The 18,614-nt window shown below is 64.1% G+C and carries 18 protein-coding genes; 11 read left to right on the forward strand and 7 right to left on the reverse strand.

What is annotated here, in order from left to right; all coding sequences use genetic code 11:
- Positions 1-23 precede the first annotated feature (23 nt).
- Both JQ592_RS17975 and JQ592_RS17980 read left to right on the forward strand, forming a co-directional pair.
- Positions 24-632: a S24 family peptidase gene (locus JQ592_RS17975; RefSeq protein ID WP_211404139.1), complete on the forward strand. Its 609-nt coding sequence runs from the start codon at positions 24-26 to the stop codon at positions 630-632.
- 103 nt (positions 633-735) lie between these two features.
- Positions 736-1,011 (forward strand): hypothetical protein, encoded by a 276-nt coding sequence (locus JQ592_RS17980; RefSeq protein ID WP_211404140.1) that lies wholly within the window; start codon positions 736-738, stop codon positions 1,009-1,011.
- Between the two features lie 39 nt (positions 1,012-1,050).
- Here the strand turns inward: JQ592_RS17980 and JQ592_RS17985 are convergent, their stop codons facing one another.
- Positions 1,051-2,025, reverse strand: coding sequence for a quinone oxidoreductase family protein (locus JQ592_RS17985; protein WP_211404141.1), 975 nt, complete (start codon positions 2,023-2,025; stop codon positions 1,051-1,053).
- Positions 2,026-2,251: 226 nt separating this feature from the next.
- Here JQ592_RS17985 and JQ592_RS17990 point away from each other — a divergent pair, with 226 nt between their 5' ends.
- From JQ592_RS17990 to JQ592_RS18000, 3 genes are all read left to right on the forward strand, one after another.
- On the forward strand, positions 2,252-2,452 hold the full coding sequence (locus JQ592_RS17990) for a hypothetical protein (protein WP_045006692.1): 201 nt from the start codon (positions 2,252-2,254) through the stop codon (positions 2,450-2,452).
- Positions 2,453-2,598: 146 nt separating this feature from the next.
- Complete coding sequence (locus JQ592_RS17995) at positions 2,599-3,546, forward strand: AAA family ATPase (RefSeq protein WP_211404142.1); 948 nt, start codon at positions 2,599-2,601, stop codon at positions 3,544-3,546.
- A gap of 5 nt (positions 3,547-3,551) precedes the next feature.
- Positions 3,552-4,928 (forward strand): vWA domain-containing protein, encoded by a 1,377-nt coding sequence (locus tag JQ592_RS18000; RefSeq protein ID WP_211404143.1) that lies wholly within the window; start codon positions 3,552-3,554, stop codon positions 4,926-4,928.
- A 24-nt stretch (positions 4,929-4,952) separates the two neighbouring features.
- On the opposite strand, the gene JQ592_RS18005 is transcribed toward JQ592_RS18000, so the two are convergent.
- Positions 4,953-5,135 (reverse strand): hypothetical protein, encoded by a 183-nt coding sequence (locus JQ592_RS18005; RefSeq protein WP_211404144.1) that lies wholly within the window; start codon positions 5,133-5,135, stop codon positions 4,953-4,955.
- Positions 5,136-5,487: 352 nt separating this feature from the next.
- On the opposite strand from JQ592_RS18005, the gene JQ592_RS18010 reads away from it, so the two are divergent.
- Positions 5,488-5,709 carry a hypothetical protein gene (locus tag JQ592_RS18010; protein ID WP_211404145.1) on the forward strand — a complete coding sequence of 74 codons (222 nt, stop codon included), beginning with the start codon at positions 5,488-5,490 and terminating at the stop codon, positions 5,707-5,709.
- Positions 5,710-5,718: 9 nt separating this feature from the next.
- On the opposite strand, the gene JQ592_RS18015 is transcribed toward JQ592_RS18010, so the two are convergent.
- Genes JQ592_RS18015 through JQ592_RS18025 form a run of 3 tightly spaced genes read right to left on the reverse strand, consistent with a single transcriptional unit; the run spans position 5,719 to position 9,663 of the window.
- Positions 5,719-7,110 (reverse strand): NCS2 family permease, encoded by a 1,392-nt coding sequence (locus tag JQ592_RS18015; RefSeq protein WP_211404146.1) that lies wholly within the window; start codon positions 7,108-7,110, stop codon positions 5,719-5,721.
- A gap of 11 nt (positions 7,111-7,121) precedes the next feature.
- Positions 7,122-8,987 carry an adenine deaminase gene (locus tag JQ592_RS18020; protein WP_211404147.1) on the reverse strand — a complete coding sequence of 622 codons (1,866 nt, stop codon included), beginning with the start codon at positions 8,985-8,987 and terminating at the stop codon, positions 7,122-7,124.
- 7 nt (positions 8,988-8,994) lie between these two features.
- Positions 8,995-9,663, reverse strand: a complete 669-nt coding sequence (locus JQ592_RS18025) for a TetR/AcrR family transcriptional regulator (RefSeq protein WP_211404148.1) — start codon at positions 9,661-9,663, stop codon at positions 8,995-8,997.
- A 221-nt stretch (positions 9,664-9,884) separates the two neighbouring features.
- On the opposite strand from JQ592_RS18025, the gene JQ592_RS18030 reads away from it, so the two are divergent.
- Positions 9,885-10,898, forward strand: a complete 1,014-nt coding sequence (locus JQ592_RS18030; RefSeq protein WP_211404149.1) for a formamidase — start codon at positions 9,885-9,887, stop codon at positions 10,896-10,898.
- A gap of 84 nt (positions 10,899-10,982) precedes the next feature.
- Positions 10,983-12,302, forward strand: a complete 1,320-nt coding sequence (locus JQ592_RS18035) for a dicarboxylate/amino acid:cation symporter (RefSeq protein ID WP_211404150.1) — start codon at positions 10,983-10,985, stop codon at positions 12,300-12,302.
- A gap of 11 nt (positions 12,303-12,313) precedes the next feature.
- Here JQ592_RS18035 and JQ592_RS18040 read toward each other — a convergent pair whose 3' ends face one another.
- Both JQ592_RS18040 and JQ592_RS18045 read right to left on the reverse strand, forming a co-directional pair.
- On the reverse strand, positions 12,314-13,687 hold the full coding sequence (locus tag JQ592_RS18040) for a hypothetical protein (protein ID WP_211404151.1): 1,374 nt from the start codon (positions 13,685-13,687) through the stop codon (positions 12,314-12,316).
- 114 nt (positions 13,688-13,801) lie between these two features.
- Positions 13,802-15,061 (reverse strand): allantoate amidohydrolase, encoded by a 1,260-nt coding sequence (locus JQ592_RS18045; protein ID WP_211404152.1) that lies wholly within the window; start codon positions 15,059-15,061, stop codon positions 13,802-13,804.
- 396 nt (positions 15,062-15,457) lie between these two features.
- Between JQ592_RS18045 and JQ592_RS18050 the strand changes: the two genes are divergently transcribed.
- The 3 genes from JQ592_RS18050 to JQ592_RS18060 are packed head-to-tail and all read left to right on the forward strand — an operon-like array spanning position 15,458 to position 18,605.
- The gene (locus JQ592_RS18050) at positions 15,458-16,570 is read left to right on the forward strand and encodes a BMP family ABC transporter substrate-binding protein (protein ID WP_211404153.1); all 1,113 of its coding nucleotides are present in this window, start codon (positions 15,458-15,460) and stop codon (positions 16,568-16,570) included.
- Positions 16,567-17,679, forward strand: coding sequence for an ABC transporter permease (locus tag JQ592_RS18055; RefSeq protein ID WP_211404154.1), 1,113 nt, complete (start codon positions 16,567-16,569; stop codon positions 17,677-17,679). The genes JQ592_RS18050 and JQ592_RS18055 overlap by 4 nt, the downstream gene beginning before the upstream one ends.
- A complete protein-coding gene (locus tag JQ592_RS18060) occupies positions 17,679-18,605 on the forward strand; it encodes an ABC transporter permease (protein WP_025037674.1) in 927 nt (308 codons plus the stop codon). The genes JQ592_RS18055 and JQ592_RS18060 overlap by 1 nt, the downstream gene beginning before the upstream one ends.
- Positions 18,606-18,614 lie beyond the last annotated feature (9 nt).

Below are 18,614 nucleotides of genomic sequence, written 5' to 3' on the forward strand. Positions count from 1 at the left end.
GATGGGCAATCGAGGGAATCACCATGTTGGACGTTGCAATGATCGAGCGGGGCCTGGAGAAGACGGGCAAGAGCAAGGGCGGCCTGGCAGCTGCCATGGGCGTGCGGCCCGGCGCGGTGTCGGAGATCCTCGGCGGCGAGCGCCTGGTGAAGGCGTCGGAAATCATTCCGATCATGGAATATCTCGAGCTCAATCTCGCGCCGATCATGGGCCGCGTCGGGGCTGGCGCCGTGATCGAGCCGGACTATGAGCAGGTTCCCCCGGAAGGTCTCGGTGACATCGCGCTGCCGTTCCCGATCATGGAAGAGACCGTTGCCTTCGAGATCGTAGGCGATTCGATGCTGCCCAAGTACGAGAGCGGCGACGTGATCGTGGTCTACAAGGACCAGCGCCACCCGCTGTCGAGTTTCTACGGCGAAGAGGCGGTGGTCCGGCTCAAGACCGGCGAACGCTATCTGAAGACCATCGAGCGGGGCAAATCCCCCTCCGTCGTCAATCTCACCAGCTTCAACGCCAAGCCGATTGTCGGCGTCAAGCTCGACTGGGTCGGGGAAATTTGCCTCTCCATGCCCAAGGGGCAACTCGAACGGCTGCGCGCCAAGTCGGCTCGCCCCCGCAAGAAGAGCAAGTAGGCACCCGATGATTTCCGATTTTTGGAAATCTATCTTGACTTGATTCCGTTTTTCAGAAATACTCTGCCGCGCACCCGACCATGGGGCGCGGCAGGATTGCGTGATGCAGTATTTCGTCGTGATGATCGACTACGGGCGGCGCGGCCGCGAGGCCGTCGTCGATCCTGAAGTCACCAGACGCGAGATCATCTCCCGCCTCGCCTCGGGTGAGTATCGGAACGTCTCGTTCATCCACGAGATCGTGGAGAACTCGGTCGAGGATGTCACCGAGGCCATCCTGGCCGAGGCAGCCCTCCCACAGATCGAGCCCGAGGACGTCGATCTCCAGGCGATCCGCCTCGATCACGTCCGTGACCTGCGCAAGCACGAACGAACGTGATGCAGGCCGCGGCGGCCTGCATCAGCGTCCGGACGAATATTACACCAGGAGAACGGTCGATCCCGTCGTCTTGCGCGCGGCGAGATCGGCATGTGCCTTGGCCGCGTCCTTCAGCGGATAGGTCTGGTGCACCTCGATCTTCACCGCACCGGACTTGACGACGTCGAACAGCTCGCCCGCCATCGCGACCAGGTTCTCGCGCCTGGCGGCATAGGTGAACAGCGTCGGCCGGGTGACGTAGAGCGAGCCCTTCTGGGCGAGCAGGCCGAGATTGAGTGGCTCGACTGCGCCTGAAGACTGGCCGAACAGCGCAGCGACGCCGAGCGGCGCGAGGCAATCCAGCGATTTCAGGAACGTGTCCTTGCCGACGGAATCGTACACCACCGGCACCTTCTTGCCGCCGGTGATCTCGTCGACCCGCTTCACGAAATCCTCGCGCGTGTAGATGATCACATGGTCGCAGCCATGCGCCTTGGCGAGCTTCGCCTTCTCGTCGCTGCTGACCGTGCCGATCACGGTCGCGCCGAGATGCTTGGCCCACTGGCCGAGGATGAGGCCGACGCCGCCGGCCGCGGCATGGAGCAGGATGGTGTCACCGGCCTTCACCCGATAGGTCTGCCGGATCAGGTATTGCGTCGTCAGTCCCTTCAGCATCATCGCCGCCGCAGTCTTGTCATCGACGCCATCGGGCAGCTTCAAGAGACGGTCGGCGGGGATCAGCCGCGCCTCGGAATAGGCACCGAGGGGCGAAGCGCCATAAGCGACGCGATCGCCCGGCTTCAGATCGGTGACACCTGGACCGACCTCCTCGACGACGCCGGCGGCCTCGCTGCCGAGCCCGCTCGGCAATTGCGCGGGATAGAGACCGGAGCGGTTGTAGATGTCGACGAAGTTGAGGCCAACGGCGGTGTGGCGAATACGCGCCTCGCCAGGTCCGGGCTTGCCGACACTGACCTCTTCCCAGACCAGGACTTCCGGTCCGCCGGTCTTGTGAAAACGAATGGCGTGCGTCATGGGCGTTGCTCCCTTATCGTTGCACTGAGGGTCCGAGAAATGCGGCTCGGCCGGAGAAATAGGCATTTGGTCCGCCCGTTACAGTACAGAGGCGTAACAAGAATGTCACAGCGAACGACAAACGCCCGCCGTTCCGTCTCTGTTCGAAAGAGTTGATGACGGCTCTGCAGCAACCGGCAGTACCTTTTGCGCGGGGATTGGTGGTCGTCTGCGAAGGAGAGCCGAGATGCCAGCTTATGTACAGCATCATCAGGACATCGAAATCGCGCCTGTAATTTGCCCGACGTGCATGGGGTTCCTGCCAATGTATGTGCGCGAGGTCGAGCCGCATTGGAGCCTTGCCAAGATCGACTTCGTCTACGAATGCGTCGATTGCGGCGCCGAAGTCCGGCAGACGATCCGCAAGCCGGAGCTGTTGCAGCACTGAGCGCGACCGAAGAACCGCTCAACTATTTGCGCTGAACGGAAAAAACGCCGCTCACGCGGATCTGATGTCTCCCAAACGAGGCTTGTTCTTTGCCGGGAACGCAGGCAGAACAAGCCTCAAAGCAGTATCTTTGGGAGCGCCATTTCGTGGCAGAACAGAAGGCCTCGACGTCGATCGAGGCGGTGGAGAGCGGCCTCGCCGCGCAGGGTTATATCGCGAGCCGGCAGATCGCGACCGCCGTCTATTTGTCGCGACAGATCGAGAAGCCGATCCTGGTCGAGGGCCCGGCGGGCGTCGGCAAGACCGAGCTCGCCAAGGCGATCGCCGCCTGGCGCGGCATGAAGATGATCCGCCTGCAATGCTATGAGGGTCTCGACGAGGCCAAGGCGCTCTATGAGTGGAAATACGCCAAGCAGCTTCTCTACACGCAGATCCTCAAGGACAAGCTCGGCGAAGTGCTCGGCGGGGCGCAGACGCTGCACGCTGCACTCGACCAGCTCCATGATTTCGGCGACGTGTTCTTCTCCAAGGAGTTCGTCGAGCCGCGACCGCTGCTCCAGGCATTGGAGCAGCCGGGTGGCTGCGTGCTGCTGATCGACGAGATCGACAAATCGGACGCTGAATTCGAGTCGCTGCTGCTCGAGATCCTGTCCGACTTCCAGGTCACGATCCCCGAGCTCGGCACCGTCTCGGCGATCACCCCGCCGACGGTGATCCTCACCTCGAACAGCGAGCGCGACCTGGGCGATGCCCTGAAGCGACGCTGCCTGCATTTGCATATCGGCTTCCCCGAGCAGCGGCTGGAGGAGCGCATCGTCGAAAGCCGCGTGCCCGGCATCTCGCAGACGCTGCGCCGGCAGATGGTCGGGTTCATCCACGAAATCCGCTCGCTGGACCTGAAGAAGCTGCCCTCCGTGAGCGAGACCATCGACTGGGCGCGCGTACTGGTGCTGCTGCAGGCTACGGAGCTCGACACCGATACCGTCAAGGACACCCTTAACGTGCTCCTGAAATACGAAGCTGACATCGAGGCCGCAGCGCCGCAGGTGACGACCTTCATTGCCAAGGCGGCCCGGTCCAACGTCTTCGGTTGACGCCGATGCGCGAGAACCTCCATCGTTTCTTTCGGGCGGCGCGCGGCGTCGGCGTCCATGTCTCGCCCGCCGAGAGCATCGATGCGATGCGCGCGGTGTCGCAGGTCGGCTTTTCCGACCGGACCATCCTTCGCGACGCGCTGCTGCTGACGCTCGCCAAATCGCAGGACGAGAAGCTCGCGCTCGGCGATTGCTTTGACCTGTTCTTCAGTCGGCCCGAGCCGCGACAGGACCAGCCCGAGGGTGCCGATCAAGATGGCTCGCAGGACGCGGATCAAGCGCCCTCTTCCGGCGTGGCCAGCGATGCTGAAGGCGGTTCGCCCCAACAGGAACTCGGGCCGCTCGCGCAGATGCTGCTGTCGCAGGATCGCAATGCCATCGCGGCCGCGATCGCCGGCGCAGCCGGCGCCGCATCCCTGTCCGACATCCGCTACTCCACCCAGCGCGGCATCTTCTCCAGCCGCATCCTCGACGCCATGGGCCTCCAGCGCCTGCGCGACGAGCTCGACAAGCTGACCGCAAGCAACCCGGCACTGGCCGAGCGTCTGCGCGCCGCGCTCGATGCCTTGCGCGAGGCGGTGCGCGACACGGTCTCGCAGGGGCTTGCGCTCTATGCCCGCGAGGAAGCCGAAAACCTCCGCAACGAGATCCTGCGCAACGCGCCGCTAGCCCGTATCGAGCGGCGCCAGGTCGCCGAAATGCGCGCACTGATCCGCCAGATCGCGCGGCGCTTGCGCGAGCGCTATTCCAAGCCGCGCAAGCGCCAGCGCCGCGGCCATCTCGACGTCCGCCGCACGCTGCGCCGCAACGCCGCCTGGGGCGGCGTCCCCTTCCTTACGGCGTGGAAGCGCAAGCACCGTGACCGGCCGAAGATCGTGGCGCTCTGCGACGTCTCGGGCTCGGTCGCGCAGGTGTCCGATTTCTTCCTGCTGCTGATCCACTCCCTGCACGAGGTCGTCGACGACGTCCGCTCCTTCGCCTTCTCCTCGCACCTGATCGAGGTGAGCGAAATCCTGGAGAAGAACTCGCCGGAAGAAGCGATGGCCGAGATCATGTCCAAGGTCGGCTTCGGTTCGTCCGACTACGGCTCTTCGCTGGTCGATTTCGAGAAGGACTTCATGAGCACGCTGACACCGCAGACCACGGTGATCGTGCTCGGCGACGCCCGCAGCAACAATCTCGACCCGCGCGCCGATATCTTGCGCCGCATCTCCGAGCGCTCGAAGCGGCTGGTCTGGCTCAATCCCGAGGGGCGGCTCGCCTGGGGCTTTGGCGATTCCGAGATGCCGCGCTACGCGACCTTTTGCAGCGTCGTGCGCCAATGCGCCACCGCACAACAGCTCGAGCGCGCGGTGTCCGATATCGTGGCGACGTATCAGTAGGCGGCGACGACGCCCTCTGTGGCGTCAGGCGGCGGTCAACTCGGCCGGAACGAGGTTGCACTCGCGAAAGTGATACGCAATTTCGTCGAGCGCGCGCTGCTCCCACTCCTGGGCCTGCGCGAGCCAGAACACCCGGCGCTCTGCATCCAGAGCAGCGCGCTCGCGACACAGGGATTCCTGACTGCGAATTTCCACCAGCCTGTTCATGCACTCCACTCCGGCCATGTGAAGCCATTCCCCGCGAACCAACGTAACAGAGTCCTGAGCCCCTCGCCTCATGATTTCTGTGCATATCGCGACGCAGAATGGGACAGCGATACTTCCCGTGCACCGCGATAGTTCGCAGCGCAACATCAAGTGCGGATCATCAATTAGTGATCGAAGATCGGAACGATATTCGTGCGCGAGCGATCTTAACTTTTGTGATGCAACGAAGTGCGGCAATTTGTGAAGAGACGTTCTAAACAGCTGACCGAATTCCCGACTCATTGTCGTCGCACGGTCTTCATGCAGCGCCGCTAACAGGGGCTACGCGAACTGGACGATCGCCTGAGGCAGCATGAGCAACGATTTCGACTTCGATCTTTCATTCGACCAATGGGAAGCGCTGAAGGCACTTCGCAATCCGGTGTCGAATGGTCGCCTCGCGAAGGCCTACGTCGTCAAAAGCCTGGTCGAGCTCGGCCTTGTCGTAGTCAATGACGGTGTTCCGGCGATGACGCCGGCCGGGCGCAAGGCGCTGGTGCGCGGATCATGCAGATTGCTGGACCTCGCCGCCTAAACGCAGGCGTCAAAAGATCTGCGCAATCACGATCGCGTAAGCAACGAACACCACCCCAAGTCCCCACACCATCGCCGGAATTTGCGACCGCCTGCCGACGGCCACTTCAAGGGCGATGTAGCTCAGCGTGCCCAGGGCCATTCCGTTGATGAGGTTATTGGTCAGCACGGTGACCAGCAGCGTCAGCACGATCGGAACCGCATTGACGAGATCGGTCATGTCGATGCGGGCGAGCCCCTGCATCATCAGCACGCCGACGAGCACCAGCGCGGGCGCGGTCGCTTGCGGCGGGATGATGACGAAGATCGGCCAGAAGAACAATGCGAGAAAGAAGAATCCCGCAACGGTCAGCGAGGTCAGGCCGGTGCGGCCGCCGGCCTGCACACCCGTGATCGATTCGATGTAGGCCGTGACGACCGACGTCCCGAGCAGCGGTCCGACCACCGAAGCCGTCGCGTCGGTCGCAAACGCGGCAGTGGCGTTCGGGATCGAGCCATCGGGCTTGCGCAAATTGGCGGCCCCCGTCACGCCGATCAGCGTGCCCAGCGTCGAAAAGAATTCGGCGCACAGGAAATAGAACAGCAGTGGCAGCGCCACGACGAAATGGCTGAAGAGATAACCGATGTCGAGCGCCATGAAGGTGCTGGTCGGCCAGCGCGGCCACGCCATGATGGCCGATGGCACCGACGTCACCATCTTGCCGTTGGCACCCGGAACGAAGAAGCCGATCAGGGTCAGCACTGCGATCGACAGGATCAGCGCTGCCGGCACCCGGCGCGCCACCAGCACCGGCGTGAGCAGGAGGCCGAACAACGTCAGCAGCACCGGCGGGCTGCGCAGGGATCCCATGGCAATGTAGGTCGACGGGTTCTGGACGACGAACCCGGCGCCGCGCAGCGCTATGAAGACGATGAGGGTGCCGACCGCTGCCTGGATGCCGATCTTCAGCGCTTCCGGCACGTCCTTCGCGACTTTCTCGCGCAGCTTCGACAGGCTGAGGATCAGGAACAGAACGCCGGTGAAAGCGACCATCGCGAGCGCGCCCTGCCAGGGCATGCCCATCTGCTTGACGATGACATAGGTGAAGATGACGTTCGATCCCATCGCGGGCGCAACCGCGAGCGGCAGGTTGGCCCACAGCCCCATCATGACGGAGCCGAAGATCGCGGCGAGCGCCGTGGCGCTGACGAGATCGGCGCGATCCATCCCGGCGTTGGACATGATCGCGGGGTTGACGGCGATGATATAGGCCATGGCTGCGAACGTCGTCGCTCCGGCCATCACCTCGCGACCAATGCTCGTGCCACGTTCGGTGAGGCCAAAGGTGCGATCAAGCAGGCCCGGGGCTGCCTGCGGTGCCGGGTCGGCGGAGGCGGCTTGCGGCTTCGTCATCTCGTTCATCCCAGTTCCCCCTACCAGACCACCGGGTGCGCTTCGCCGGTCTGCACGTTGATGAAGCCGAGCGGCGCCTGCTCGCACGGCGCCACCAGCACCCAGCTCCAGGGTGCACAGGTCAGCGTTGCAAACATGAGTCGCTCGGGGAATCCCGGATACCAGCGCGGACGGAACGTCGGCTCATACATCCAGTCGACCTTGCTGCCTTCCGCATAGAGCGCCTGCATCTCGGCATCGAGCGCTTGTGCGGAGCGACAGCTCATCAAGCCACCGACCTCGAAGCGTACGGTGGCAACGAGCTCGCCCTCGCGCACCAGCGCCCATCCGCCCTGAAGCTCGATCAGCGCGTTGACTGCCTTTGCCATCGCCGCGTCGGACGAGCCGACCACCCAGATATTGTGCTTGTCGTGCGCCACCGAACAGGCAACTGCCGTCTCGGGCGTGCGCGGTCCGCAGCCGCGCCAGAACATCTTGGCCACGCGCCCGTCGCCGGAGAAGCGATCGACGATGGCAAATTTGGTGATGGCCTCGCTCTCGTCGCGCTGCACGGCACCGTCACGCACCGGCAGTTCGAGCGTGTAGAACTCGGGATGCCAATGGAAGGGACGGATCACCGCCGCTTTCATCGTGGTGCGGCCAGGCGCAGCCGGAAGCTCGAAATCTTGAGGGTTGATCGTGCGCTTGATATTGACGGTCTTCGTAGCCCATTCCGGCCATTCGATCGCCGGTACCTTGCCGAGATAGCGCTTACCGTCGGAGACCTGCGCGCCATCGGCCCACACTTCGGCGATCGTGAGCCTGGCGACGTCCGAGAGCAGTACGACGTCGCCGAAGCGCCCCGGAGCCAGGCTGCCGACGAACGGGGTGAGGCGCATGTGCCGCGCCGGATTGATGGTGAGGCACTGGATTGCAATTTCGGGGGCAAGGCCGGCCTCGATCGCGACGCGCGCATTGTGATCACTGGCGCCGAGCTCGAGCGTATGGCTGGCGCTGCGGTCATCGGTCGTGAACGCGATCTGCGACCAGTCCTGCAAACCCTTAGCAAGCAGCCATTTGACGATCTCGTTCATGGCATAGACGCGCAGCTCGACGAACAAGCCGCGGGTGAGCTTGTCCCAGGTTTCCTCCGGAGTCTGCACTTCATGGTCGGACGCAAGCCCCGCCGCTGCAAAGGCGTTGATGGACGGCAGATCCCGCAAGCCCGACGCGTGGCCTTCGACGACGCCGCGCGCGGCGAATGTCGCCTCGATCATGCCCCAGAGCCGCTTGTAGGAGGGATTGTCGGGATTCCACACCGCCGGCCAATCCATGACTTCGTCCAGCCCGGTGACCATCAGGCTCTCGCCCATGAAGCGGGCCTGCTCATCGCGGCCATACCAGCCGCCGCCCCATTCGTAAGCCGTCGGCGGCACAGCCGAACCGGGTTGCGGAAATATCTTCAGCGGCGAACCGCGACGACGTGCCTCGAACCAGAATTCGAGATTGCGCGCGCCGTTCACGTTGGAGAATTCGTGGCTCGCCTCGCAGGTCCAGGTATTGCCATGCGGCAGCACCAGCGCCGCCTCCCATTCCGGCGTCAGATGCGAGCTCTCGATATGCTTGTGCACCTCGCCGAAGCCGGGCACGGCCGCAAGATCCGGCCGGTGCACGCGCTCGCGCACCTCGCCGGGATAGCTGCCGGCCGGTCCAACCCAGGCAATGCGGCGACCCCTAAAGACGATCTCCTGATCCTCGCTCCAGGTGCGGCTGTGCACATCGAGAAATTTGCCGACCCGCAAGGCGCGGTCGGCAGGGCGCCGGCCGAGCGCCGTCAGCACCAGATCCTGGCGGATGCGAACCTCGTCGGGCGCGTTGATCAGGAGATCGTCGGGGATCGCATTCATGCTTGCCTCACTCAACGCCGGTGCTTTCGCGCGCCGCGGTTCGCTTGCGCGGGGACTTGCCGGCCTTGCCACTGCGCGCAGCGACGGCGTCGCGCTGACGGACGTCCTTCAAAAGCGTCGTGAGCGCCCATTCGATGGCGTCGGCGATCTCGGCGCTGGACATGCCAAAGTCCTCGCGCATCGCATTCCAGGCCAGCACGTTGTTGAGATAAGACGCGAGTGCCTCCGCCTGGCGGACTTCCCTGGCGGGAAGATGCCGCACCAGCGGCGCCATTGCCTTGCGATGCTGGTCGATCAGGTGCCGCCGGAAACCGGCGCGCACCCTTCGGCCCGCCCGCGTCATCGCAATGGCGCGCGCCAGATGCGGATGACGATCGAACCGCTTGCACAGCTTGCGGAAGATCTCAGGCAGCTCGTCGGGCGAAGTGAAGGGAATGTAGCTGAAGACGTTGTCCTCGATCCACTCTCCGGCCGCCGCAAACAGCTCCGCCCGGGTCTTGAAGTGCCGATAGATCGTGCGCTCGGCCACCTTCGCGCGCTTGGCCACCGCAGCCATGGAAACGTCGTCGGCCGCCTCATCCTCCAGCGTCTCGACAAAGGCCGCAACGATGCGCTGCCGCGTCATCTCGGCATATTCGTCGCGAAGGCTGGCGATATGTCGCTTTGCTGTACTCATGTCATAACTCTGACATCAGGCAAATTGGAGGGTCAAGCCGAGAGTTGAGGCAGGCCGCGCCGCAACAATGGGCGTCGGCCTGCGCTTGGGGCCGGCGCCCCACGCGAGCACGACGATCGCCTGCCGCCTGAAAAATGGACTTTTGCACATTGCCAAAATCGGATTTGCTCTGCCGAGAACTGGCCGCGCGCAAGGTGCCGTGCAGACCCAGGGAGGTGACGATGAACGGGCTTGGCGGGTTAAACAAATCGCCTGAGGGCGTAGTCATCGGGCTCGTGCAGCTGCAGCTGCCGAACGTCGTGACCCCGGCCGATCTGGCCAGGCAGACCGAGCGCATCGTCTGGATGGTCGGCAAGGCGCGCCGCAATCTCTCGACCATGGATCTGGTGGTGTTCCCTGAATACTCGCTGCACGGCCTCTCGATGGACACCAATCCCGAGATCATGTGCCGGCTTGATGGACCGGAGGTCGCAGCCTTCAAGAAGGCCTGTGTCGACAACAAGATCTGGGGCTGCTTCTCCATCATGGAGTTCAACCCGCACGGTAACCCCTACAATTCCGGCCTGATCATCGACGACCACGGCGAGATCAAGCTCTACTACCGAAAACTTCATCCCTGGATTCCGGTCGAGCCATGGGAGCCCGGCGATATCGGCATTCCCGTGATCGAGGGGCCGAAGGGTGCGAAGATCGCGCTGATCATCTGCCATGACGGCATGTTCCCGGAGATGGCGCGGGAATGCGCCTACAAGGGCGCCGAGATCATGATCCGCACTGCCGGCTACACCGCGCCGATCCGCGAGGCCTGGCGCTTCACCAACCAGGCCAATTCGTTCCAGAACCTGATGGTCACGGCGAACGTCTGCATGTGCGGCTCGGACGGCTCGTTCGATTCCATGGGCGAAGGCATGATCGTCAATTTCGACGGCACCGTGCTGGCGCACGGCACCACCGGCCGCGCCGACGAGATCATCACCGCCGAGGTCCGGCCAGACCTCGTGCGCGAGGCCCGTATCAACTGGGGCGTGGAGAACAACATCTACCAGCTCTGGCACCGCGGCTATGTCGCGGTGAAGGGTGGCGCGATGGATTGCCCCTACACCTTCATGCAGGACATGGTCGCCGGTACGTTCCGCCTGCCATGGGAAGGCCAGGTGAAAGTCATCGACGGCACCTCCTGCGGCTTCCCGCCCCCGACGCGGATGTTCGGCAAGACGGCCAAGGCGGCGGAATAGCCCGTTTCTCGGACGTAGCCGCGACATTCTGGCACGGTTGTTGCTCCTTTGTGACGTCCAAGACGCACAAAAGGGGAGTCCATTATGTCGACCATCGCCGCGGCACCCGCCGTCGAGCCGAAGCCGCTCTACACCTCGCTGTTCGTCCAGGTCCTGGCCGCGCTGGTGCTTGGAGTCATCCTGGGGATGGCCGTCCCGGACTTCGCCATCGGGCTCAAGATTCTCAGCGACGCCTTCCTGAAGCTGATCTCGATGATCGTGGCGCCGATCGTGTTCTGCGTCGTGGTCCACGGCATTGCCGGTGCGGGCGACCTCAAGAAGGTCGGCCGCGTCGGCGTCAAGGCGCTGGTCTATTTCGAGGTCATGACGACGGTGGCTCTCGTGGTCGGCCTCTTTCTCGCTTATCTCTTCGGCCCCGGCCACGGCATGAACATTGATCCCTCGACGCTGGATGCCAAGGCGCTCAACACCTATGCCGACAACGCCCACAAGCTGTCCGGCGGCGGCATCGGCGCCTTCCTGATGAACGTGATCCCGACCACCTCCTTCGATGCGCTGTCGCGCAACGACGTGCTCCAGGTGCTGTTCTTCGCCGTGCTGTTCGGCGTCGGCCTCGCGCTCGTCGGCGGCGAGAAGGGCGCGCTCGTCACCTCCATCATCGATGCGGCCTCGACCGTACTGTTCCGCGTCATGGGACTGATCGTGCGTGTCGCTCCGCTCGGCGTGCTCGGCGCGGTCGCCTACACCGTCGGCAAATACGGCGTGGGCTCCTTGAAGCAGCTCGTGTCGCTGGTGATGCTGTTCTACGTCTCGGTCGGCATCTTCGTGCTGGGCGTGCTCGGCGGAGTCATGGCACTCGCCGGAATCAACATCCTCAAATTCCTCGCCTACCTGCGCGAGGAGCTCACCATCGTGCTCGCCACTGCGTCCTCGGACGCGGTGCTGCCGCAGATCATGAAGAAGCTGGAGCGCATGGGCGTGAAGGATTCCGTCGTCGGCCTCGTCATCCCGACCGGCTATTCCTTCAACCTCGACGCCTTCTCGATCTACCTGACGCTCGCCGTCGTCTTCATCGCGCAGGCGACCAACACGCCCCTATCGTTCGGCGATCTCCTGCTGGTGCTCGGCGTCTCGCTCATCACATCGAAGGGGGCGCATGGCGTGCCGGGCTCGGCCATCGTGATCCTGGCCGCGACGCTGAACGCGGTGCCGAGCATTCCCGCGATCGGCCTCGTGCTCGTGCTGTCGGTCGACTGGTTCATCGGCATGGCCCGCGCGCTTGGTAACCTCGTCGGCAATTGCGTGGCGACGGTCGTGGTCGCAGCCTGGGAAGGCGATCTCGACCGCGCCAAGGCGGCCAAGGTGCTCGAAGGCGGCGAACTCGTGGACGTGACCGCGGGGTAGCGTTCTGTGAGTCAGTCATTCCACTGGAGGAGCGGCGTCCCGTACGCCCTCCTCCAGACCGACAGGAAGCGCGGAAACCAGGAGTGCGCGACGGCGCCCTTGTAGGCCCAGGTGCGATACTTCAGACCCTGTTCCGAGATCAGCTCCTGATAGCCGCCGTGGACTTCGGTCGCGATCCGGATGTCCTTCAAGATTCCTTGCGCGCAGGCCCGGTAGGTATCGCTCCCCGAGGCCTCATCAAAGTCCAGCATACGATCCGCAAACTCGACATTGAACGTCGGCCAGGACGAACGCCCCTGATAGGCAGGCGCCGCGATCTTGTGGATGATCTTGTTGCGCGGATTGTCCGCCGACACCAGGAAGTGGAACGTGCTGGGGATGCGAAACCGCGGCTCGGCGATGATCAGATCCGTCGTGGCCGCAAACAGCGCGCGTTCGCTGGCATCGCTCATATCCCAGAATCCGCGATGCACGCTGACGAAATCCAGCGCGACCAGCGACACCGGCGGGCCCGCCGGACCATCCAGGGAATGCCTGATATAGCCGTCCTTCCCGAACAGGCGGAGCAGATCCCGCTTGTACTGCGCAAGGTCGCGCCCGAGCAGCCGCTTCAGCTCGTTCTCGTCGACTATCCCGAGCTGCACGCCCCACACGAACGTCGTGTAGACGCAGGCATTGGTGACAAAACGCCGGCGCTCGGCGCGGGTATCCGTCGCCGCGGAGCGCGGGCCGCTGGCGTCGCACAGCAAATATCTGGTGCCGTCAGCGTCGAACGGCTCGAGCTCGCTAGCAAGCTTCAGGATCGCACGCTTCAGATCGGCACCGTATTCGGCCAGCAACAGGCGGCCTGCATGCGCGCATTGTGACATCGCCAGATAGGTCGACGCCCTCTCCTCGGCAGAGAGCATCTGCTGGAGGCCTGCGAGAATGCCGAGCAGCGTATCCGAGGGGCGCGAGAAATAGTTCACGCCGAGATACCGGCCGCGTCCCGCCGGAACGATGGTCGTCGTGACGAGGTCGGCACGAACCGCCTCCAGCAACAGGCGAACGCTCTTTTCGAGCAGGCGCGCCCGGCGCACCGCGTCCTGCGCATCCATGATGGTTTCGGGATCGAGAACGTCGGGATAGAACCAGGCGAAGTCGCGCGGGTAATAGGCGGAGGCGTGCGGTGCCCCCGTGACGAGGAAGGCCTCTGTCACAGAAAAGGCGCTGTCCATCGAGTGCCGGTAAAGGTCCCCAATGGCCGACAACGAATGATGCGATTGTCTCAGAAACCGGTCGCCGAGAAAATTGACCGCCTGAAGAGCGTTGGCGACGAAGGTCGCGGCCATGCCCTGGTAAAACCGGTTCTCACGAGGTGATGGATAGGAAATATCGCTGTTCATCTGTGCAGGTCGGCCAATGTCTCGTGATCCCGGTGACGGTCACCATTTTACACATGTCTGATTCGTGTCTCTACCCGGTGACTTGCGGGCTCCGGGCACTCAGCACGCGCGAACCTATCGCTCCCGAGGCCTGAAATTCTCGATCACGCTGAGCAGCACCCGCGCGCCTGCATCGGCATCGGCAAGCTCGACGTGCTCGTCCGGGTGATGGCTGATGCCGCCGCGGCAGCGGACGAAGATCATGCCGACATCGGCGATGTCGATCATGGCCATGCCATCGTGCCCGGCTCCGCTCGGCAACTCGAACACGGAGAGACCTTCCGCAGCGATCGCCTGCGCGATCTGCTCCTTCAGCCAGGGTGCGCAGGGCGCGGTGCGGTTCTCGTGGGTGACATCGAGCTGGAGTGCCAATTGCCTCCGCTTTGCGATCGCCTCGATCTGGCGGACGACGTCGGCAACCGCGCGCTTGCGATGCATATCGGTTGGCGCGCGCATGTCGATGGTGAACGACACTTCGCCCGGAATGACATTGGTCGCGCCGGGCCTCGCCTGGATGTAACCGACGGTGCCGACGAGGCCGCCCTCGTCGGTGCGGCAGAACTGCTCGATCGCGCCGATGCATTCGGCCGCACCGGTGAGCGCGTCACGGCGCAGCGCCATCGGCACGGTGCCGGCGTGACCGGCCATGCCGCTCAGCCGCGCGGCAAGCCGTGTCGCGCCTGCAATTGCGGTAACCACGCCCACGGGCAGGTTCTGAGCTTCCAGCACCGGACCTTGCTCGATGTGCAGTTCGAGATAGGCGAGCAGTTCGCGCCGGGCCCGCGCGGCCGCGCCGATGTGATCGGGATCCAGCCCAAACTGAACGAGCGCATCGCGCATCGACACGCCGTCACGATCGCGCGTGTTCAGGACACTCTCGTCAAAGGTGCCCGCCACCGCGCGGCTGCCGAGCAGGGTCGAGGCAAACCGCACCCCCTCCTCGTCGGCGAAGCCGATGACCTCGATCGCAAACGGCAGACGCTTGCCGCGGCGATTGAGATCGGCGACGCAGGAGATCGCGGTGATGACGCCCAGCGGCCCGTCCCATTTGCCGGCATCGCGCACGGTGTCGTAGTGCGAGCCGAGCATCAGGCAGGGCGCGCCCGGCCGCTCGCCGTCATACCGGCCGCAGACATTGCCGATCGCGTCGAGATGCGCGCTCATGCCGGCCTCGCGCATCCAGCTCAAGATGAGGTCCGCGGCCCTGCGTAACTCCTTGCTGAGGAAGATGCGGGTGAGCTTGTCGGACTCTTCCGAGATCGCGCCGAGCTCGTTGATACGGCGAACGATCTCCTTGCCGAGCGACGCATCGTGAACGGTGATACCAGCGCCCATCTCGGCGAGCTTTCCATCTTCTGAGGACACAGCGGTCCTGACCACAATCGATACAAGTTCGGTGCCAGCGAACATCCGCCGGCGCCGCTCCAGTCAGCGCGTGGTTAGCATGAATGCGCCTTGTCGGCCGACCATCCGACTCCGGTCATGCACATGCGGGAGCTGGTCAAGGCTGCTCAACTCCACTGCATACAATAGTAGAATATTGCTCACAAATTAATCTGCCGCTTTCCTCGCCAAGTTTTCTACTCTTGATATATATTATATTTTTCAGATACTTACATCGAATTGCACTCTTCATAATCTCTGGCACGAAGCTTGCGACATCTGTGCCGGCTCCGCCAGGCCGGCGTAGCCGCGAGATCAAGGCGGGGCATCCGCCAAGGGGAGCGAGCAATGGATTCTGGCAGGATTTCACGACGTCATTTGTTGCAGGGCGGCGCGGCCCTCACCCTCGGCGCGGCAGCGGGCCCCCGCCCGGCCTTCGCGGCCGAGACCACCATCGGCTTCATCTATGTCGGCTCGCGCGACGACTACGGCTACAACCAGGCGCATGCGCAGGGCGCGGCGGCACTGAAGAAGATTCCCGGCCTCAAGGTGGTCGAGGAGGAGAAGGTGCCGGAGACCGACGCGGTCGAGAAGACGATCGAGTCCATGATCAATCTCGACGGCGCCACCCTGCTCTTCCCGACCTCGTTCGGTTACTACAATCCGCACATGATCAAGATGGCCACCAAGTACCCGAAGCTGCGCTTCGAGCACTGCGGCGGCCTGTGGAGCGACAAGGACCCCAAGAACGCCGGCAGCTATTTCGGCTACATCGACGAGGCCCAGTACATCTCAGGCATCGTCGCCGGCCTGACCTCGAAGAGCAGCAAGCTCGGCTTCGTCGCGGCCAAGCCGATCCCTCAAGTGCTGCGCAACATCAACGCCTTCACGCTTGGCGCCAAGTCCGTCAATCCAAAGGCCACCACGCAGGTGATCTTCACCGGCGACTGGTCGATGCCGGTCAAGGAGGCCGAAGCCACCAACAGCCTGATCGATCAGGGCGTGGACGTGCTCACCTGTCACGTCGACGGCCCCAAGACCATGGTCGAGAACGCCGCGCGGCGCGGCGCCTTCGTCTGCGGCTATCACACCAACCAGTCGGCGCTGGCACCCAAGGCCTATCTCACCGGCGCCGAGTGGAATTGGGAAGCGCTCTATCCGAAGTTCGTCAAGATGATCGCCGCCGGCGAAGGCATCCCGAATTTCTACCGCGGCGGCCTGAAGGAAGAGATCGTGAAGGTCTCGCCCTATGGCGAAGCGGTCTCGGCCGAAGCGCGCAAGGCGGCCGACGAGGCCAAGGCAAAATTCCTGTCGGCGGAAGGCTACGCCATCTTCAAGGGCGGACTGCTCGACAACAAGGGCAAGACGGTGATCCCGGCCGGCACCGACCGAGGCCAGAAGGATCCTGAACTGGAGAAGATGGACTATCTGGTCGAGGGCGTGATCGGAGCCACTTCGTGACCGCGGAAGCGGCGGATTCCACGGACGCGGTCGGGACAGTTGCCCCGGCCGCCGATCCCGGCTTCCTCCAGCGTCACGGCGGCACGATCGAATACGTCCTGATCCCGGGAGCGGCGCTCGTCGGCGCGCTCGCGGTGTTCGGCATCTTCGTCGCGATGTTCGGCAAGAACCCGTTCGATCTCTATTTCTACATGTACTACGGCGCGTTCGGCACCTGGTTCTCCTGGCAGAACACGCTGACGCGCGCAGCGCCCCTGATCCTCACCGCGCTCTGCACGGCGCTGCCGGCGCAGCTCGGCATGGTCATCATCGGCGGCGAAGGCGCGCTGCTGATCGGCGCACTGTCGGCAACCAGCGCCGCGCTCGCACTTCAGGGCCTGCCGCCGTTCGTCGTCCAGGTCGCCATGGTCTGCGCCGGCGTGATCGGCGGCGGCCTGTGGATCATGCTGTCAGGCGGCTTGCGGCAGTATCGCGGCGTCAACGAGACCATCTCGAGCCTGCTGCTCGTCTACATCGCGCTCGCGATCCTCAATCATCTCGTCGAGGGGCTGATGCGCGACCCCGCCAGCCTCAACAAGCCGTCGACCCGCGAGATCGGCGCCGCCAACATGATCGGCTCCATCCCCGGCACCGACGTGCATTGGGGTCTCGTCTTCGGCCTGATCGCCGCAATCGCCTCTTACATCCTGATCTATCACACCGTGTTCGGCTTCGCCGCGCGTGTGGCCGGCGGCAACATCCGTGCTGCGAAGATCGTTGGCCTCGGCGTCAGCAAGCTGATCCTGACCGTCTGCTTCCTCGCCGGCGGCGCGGCGGGCCTTGCCGGCATGGTCGAGGTCGCCGCCGTGCAGGGGCGCACCAACGCCAATCTCGCGGCCGGCTACGGCTTCACCGGCATCCTGGTCGCCTTCCTGGCACGTCAAAATCCGCTCGCCATCATTCCCGTCGCGATCCTGCTCGGCGGCATCAGCGCCAGCGGCGGCCTGCTGCAACGCCGCCTGGGACTACCCGATGCGTCCGTGCTGGTGCTTCAGGGCATCATCTTCGTCTTCGTGCTGGCCAGCGATGCACTCTACGGCCGCATCGGATTCCTAAAAGGCAAGTCCTGATGGCAGACGGATCGATCGGACTCTGGACCGTCCCGCTCGCCGTGCTCGGCGGCGCCATTCGCGTCTCCACGCCGTTCCTGTTCGTGAGCCTGGGCGAATGCATCACCGAGCGCTCGGGCCGGATCAATCTCGGCCTCGAAGGCACGCTGGTGATGGGCGCGATGAGCGCCTATGGCATCTCCTACCTCACGGGCTCGCCATGGCTCGGCGTACTCGCCGCCGGCATCACCGGTGCGCTGCTCGGCGCGCTGCATGCCGGCATCTGCTCGCTGCCTCGCGTCAACGACGTTGCGGTCGGGATCGCGCTCATGCTGTTCGGCACCGGCCTTGCCTTCTATCTCGGCAAGCCTCTGATCGAGCCCACCGCGCCGCGGCTGCCCGCCATCGATTTCGGCTGGTGGAGCGACATCCCGCAGGTCCGCGCCGCGCTGCGCATCAACGTTCTGTTCCTGATCGGCGTGGTGCTGGCGCCGATCCTGTATTGGGCCTTCCGCACCACGCGCTGGGGCCTTCTCATCCGCACCGCCGGCGAGAGCTCGGATGCAGCGCGCGCCATGGGCCATTCCGTGCTGCTGATCCGCCTGCGCGCCACCATGGTCGGCGGCTTTCTCGCCGGCATCGGCGGCTCGTTCCTGTCGTTGTTCTATCCCGGCAGCTGGAACGAGGGCCTGTCCTCGGGCCAGGGCATCACCGCCGTAGCACTCGTGATCTTCGCACGCTGGGATCCCCTGCTCTGCCTGTGGGCCTCGCTCGCCTTTGGTGGCGCCGCGGCGCTGGGTCCGGCGCTGCAGTCGGTCGGCGTCACCTCCGGCTACCACCTCTTCAACGCCGCGCCCTACATCCTGACGCTCGCGATCATGATCATCACCTGCTCGCCGAAGCGAACCCTGACCGGCGCGCCCGCCGAACTCTCGATCACACGGTAACACGCACGA

The organism is Bradyrhizobium iriomotense, from assembly GCF_018129405.1.
GTDB lineage: Bacteria > Pseudomonadota > Alphaproteobacteria > Rhizobiales > Xanthobacteraceae > Bradyrhizobium > Bradyrhizobium iriomotense_B.

Excerpts from the sequence above, each read along its gene's own strand:
- JQ592_RS18050 (WP_211404153.1), top strand. The coding sequence starts at position 15,458 with ATGGATTCTGGCAGGATTTCACGACGTCATTTGTTGCAGGGCGGCGCG.
- JQ592_RS18045 (WP_211404152.1), bottom strand. The coding sequence starts at position 15,061 with ATGGGCGCTGGTATCACCGTTCACGATGCGTCGCTCGGCAAGGAGATC.
- JQ592_RS18030 (WP_211404149.1), top strand. The coding sequence starts at position 9,885 with ATGAACGGGCTTGGCGGGTTAAACAAATCGCCTGAGGGCGTAGTCATC.
- JQ592_RS18010 (WP_211404145.1), top strand. The coding sequence starts at position 5,488 with ATGAGCAACGATTTCGACTTCGATCTTTCATTCGACCAATGGGAAGCG.
- JQ592_RS18020 (WP_211404147.1), bottom strand. The coding sequence starts at position 8,987 with ATGAATGCGATCCCCGACGATCTCCTGATCAACGCGCCCGACGAGGTT.
- JQ592_RS18005 (WP_211404144.1), bottom strand. The coding sequence starts at position 5,135 with ATGAACAGGCTGGTGGAAATTCGCAGTCAGGAATCCCTGTGTCGCGAG.
- JQ592_RS18060 (WP_025037674.1), top strand. The coding sequence starts at position 17,679 with ATGGCAGACGGATCGATCGGACTCTGGACCGTCCCGCTCGCCGTGCTC.
- JQ592_RS17980 (WP_211404140.1), top strand. The coding sequence starts at position 736 with ATGCAGTATTTCGTCGTGATGATCGACTACGGGCGGCGCGGCCGCGAG.
- JQ592_RS17975 (WP_211404139.1), top strand. The coding sequence starts at position 24 with ATGTTGGACGTTGCAATGATCGAGCGGGGCCTGGAGAAGACGGGCAAG.
- JQ592_RS18035 (WP_211404150.1), top strand. The coding sequence starts at position 10,983 with ATGTCGACCATCGCCGCGGCACCCGCCGTCGAGCCGAAGCCGCTCTAC.
- JQ592_RS18025 (WP_211404148.1), bottom strand. The coding sequence starts at position 9,663 with ATGAGTACAGCAAAGCGACATATCGCCAGCCTTCGCGACGAATATGCC.
- JQ592_RS18040 (WP_211404151.1), bottom strand. The coding sequence starts at position 13,687 with ATGAACAGCGATATTTCCTATCCATCACCTCGTGAGAACCGGTTTTAC.
- JQ592_RS18000 (WP_211404143.1), top strand. The coding sequence starts at position 3,552 with ATGCGCGAGAACCTCCATCGTTTCTTTCGGGCGGCGCGCGGCGTCGGC.
- JQ592_RS17985 (WP_211404141.1), bottom strand. The coding sequence starts at position 2,025 with ATGACGCACGCCATTCGTTTTCACAAGACCGGCGGACCGGAAGTCCTG.
- JQ592_RS17990 (WP_045006692.1), top strand. The coding sequence starts at position 2,252 with ATGCCAGCTTATGTACAGCATCATCAGGACATCGAAATCGCGCCTGTA.
- JQ592_RS18015 (WP_211404146.1), bottom strand. The coding sequence starts at position 7,110 with ATGAACGAGATGACGAAGCCGCAAGCCGCCTCCGCCGACCCGGCACCG.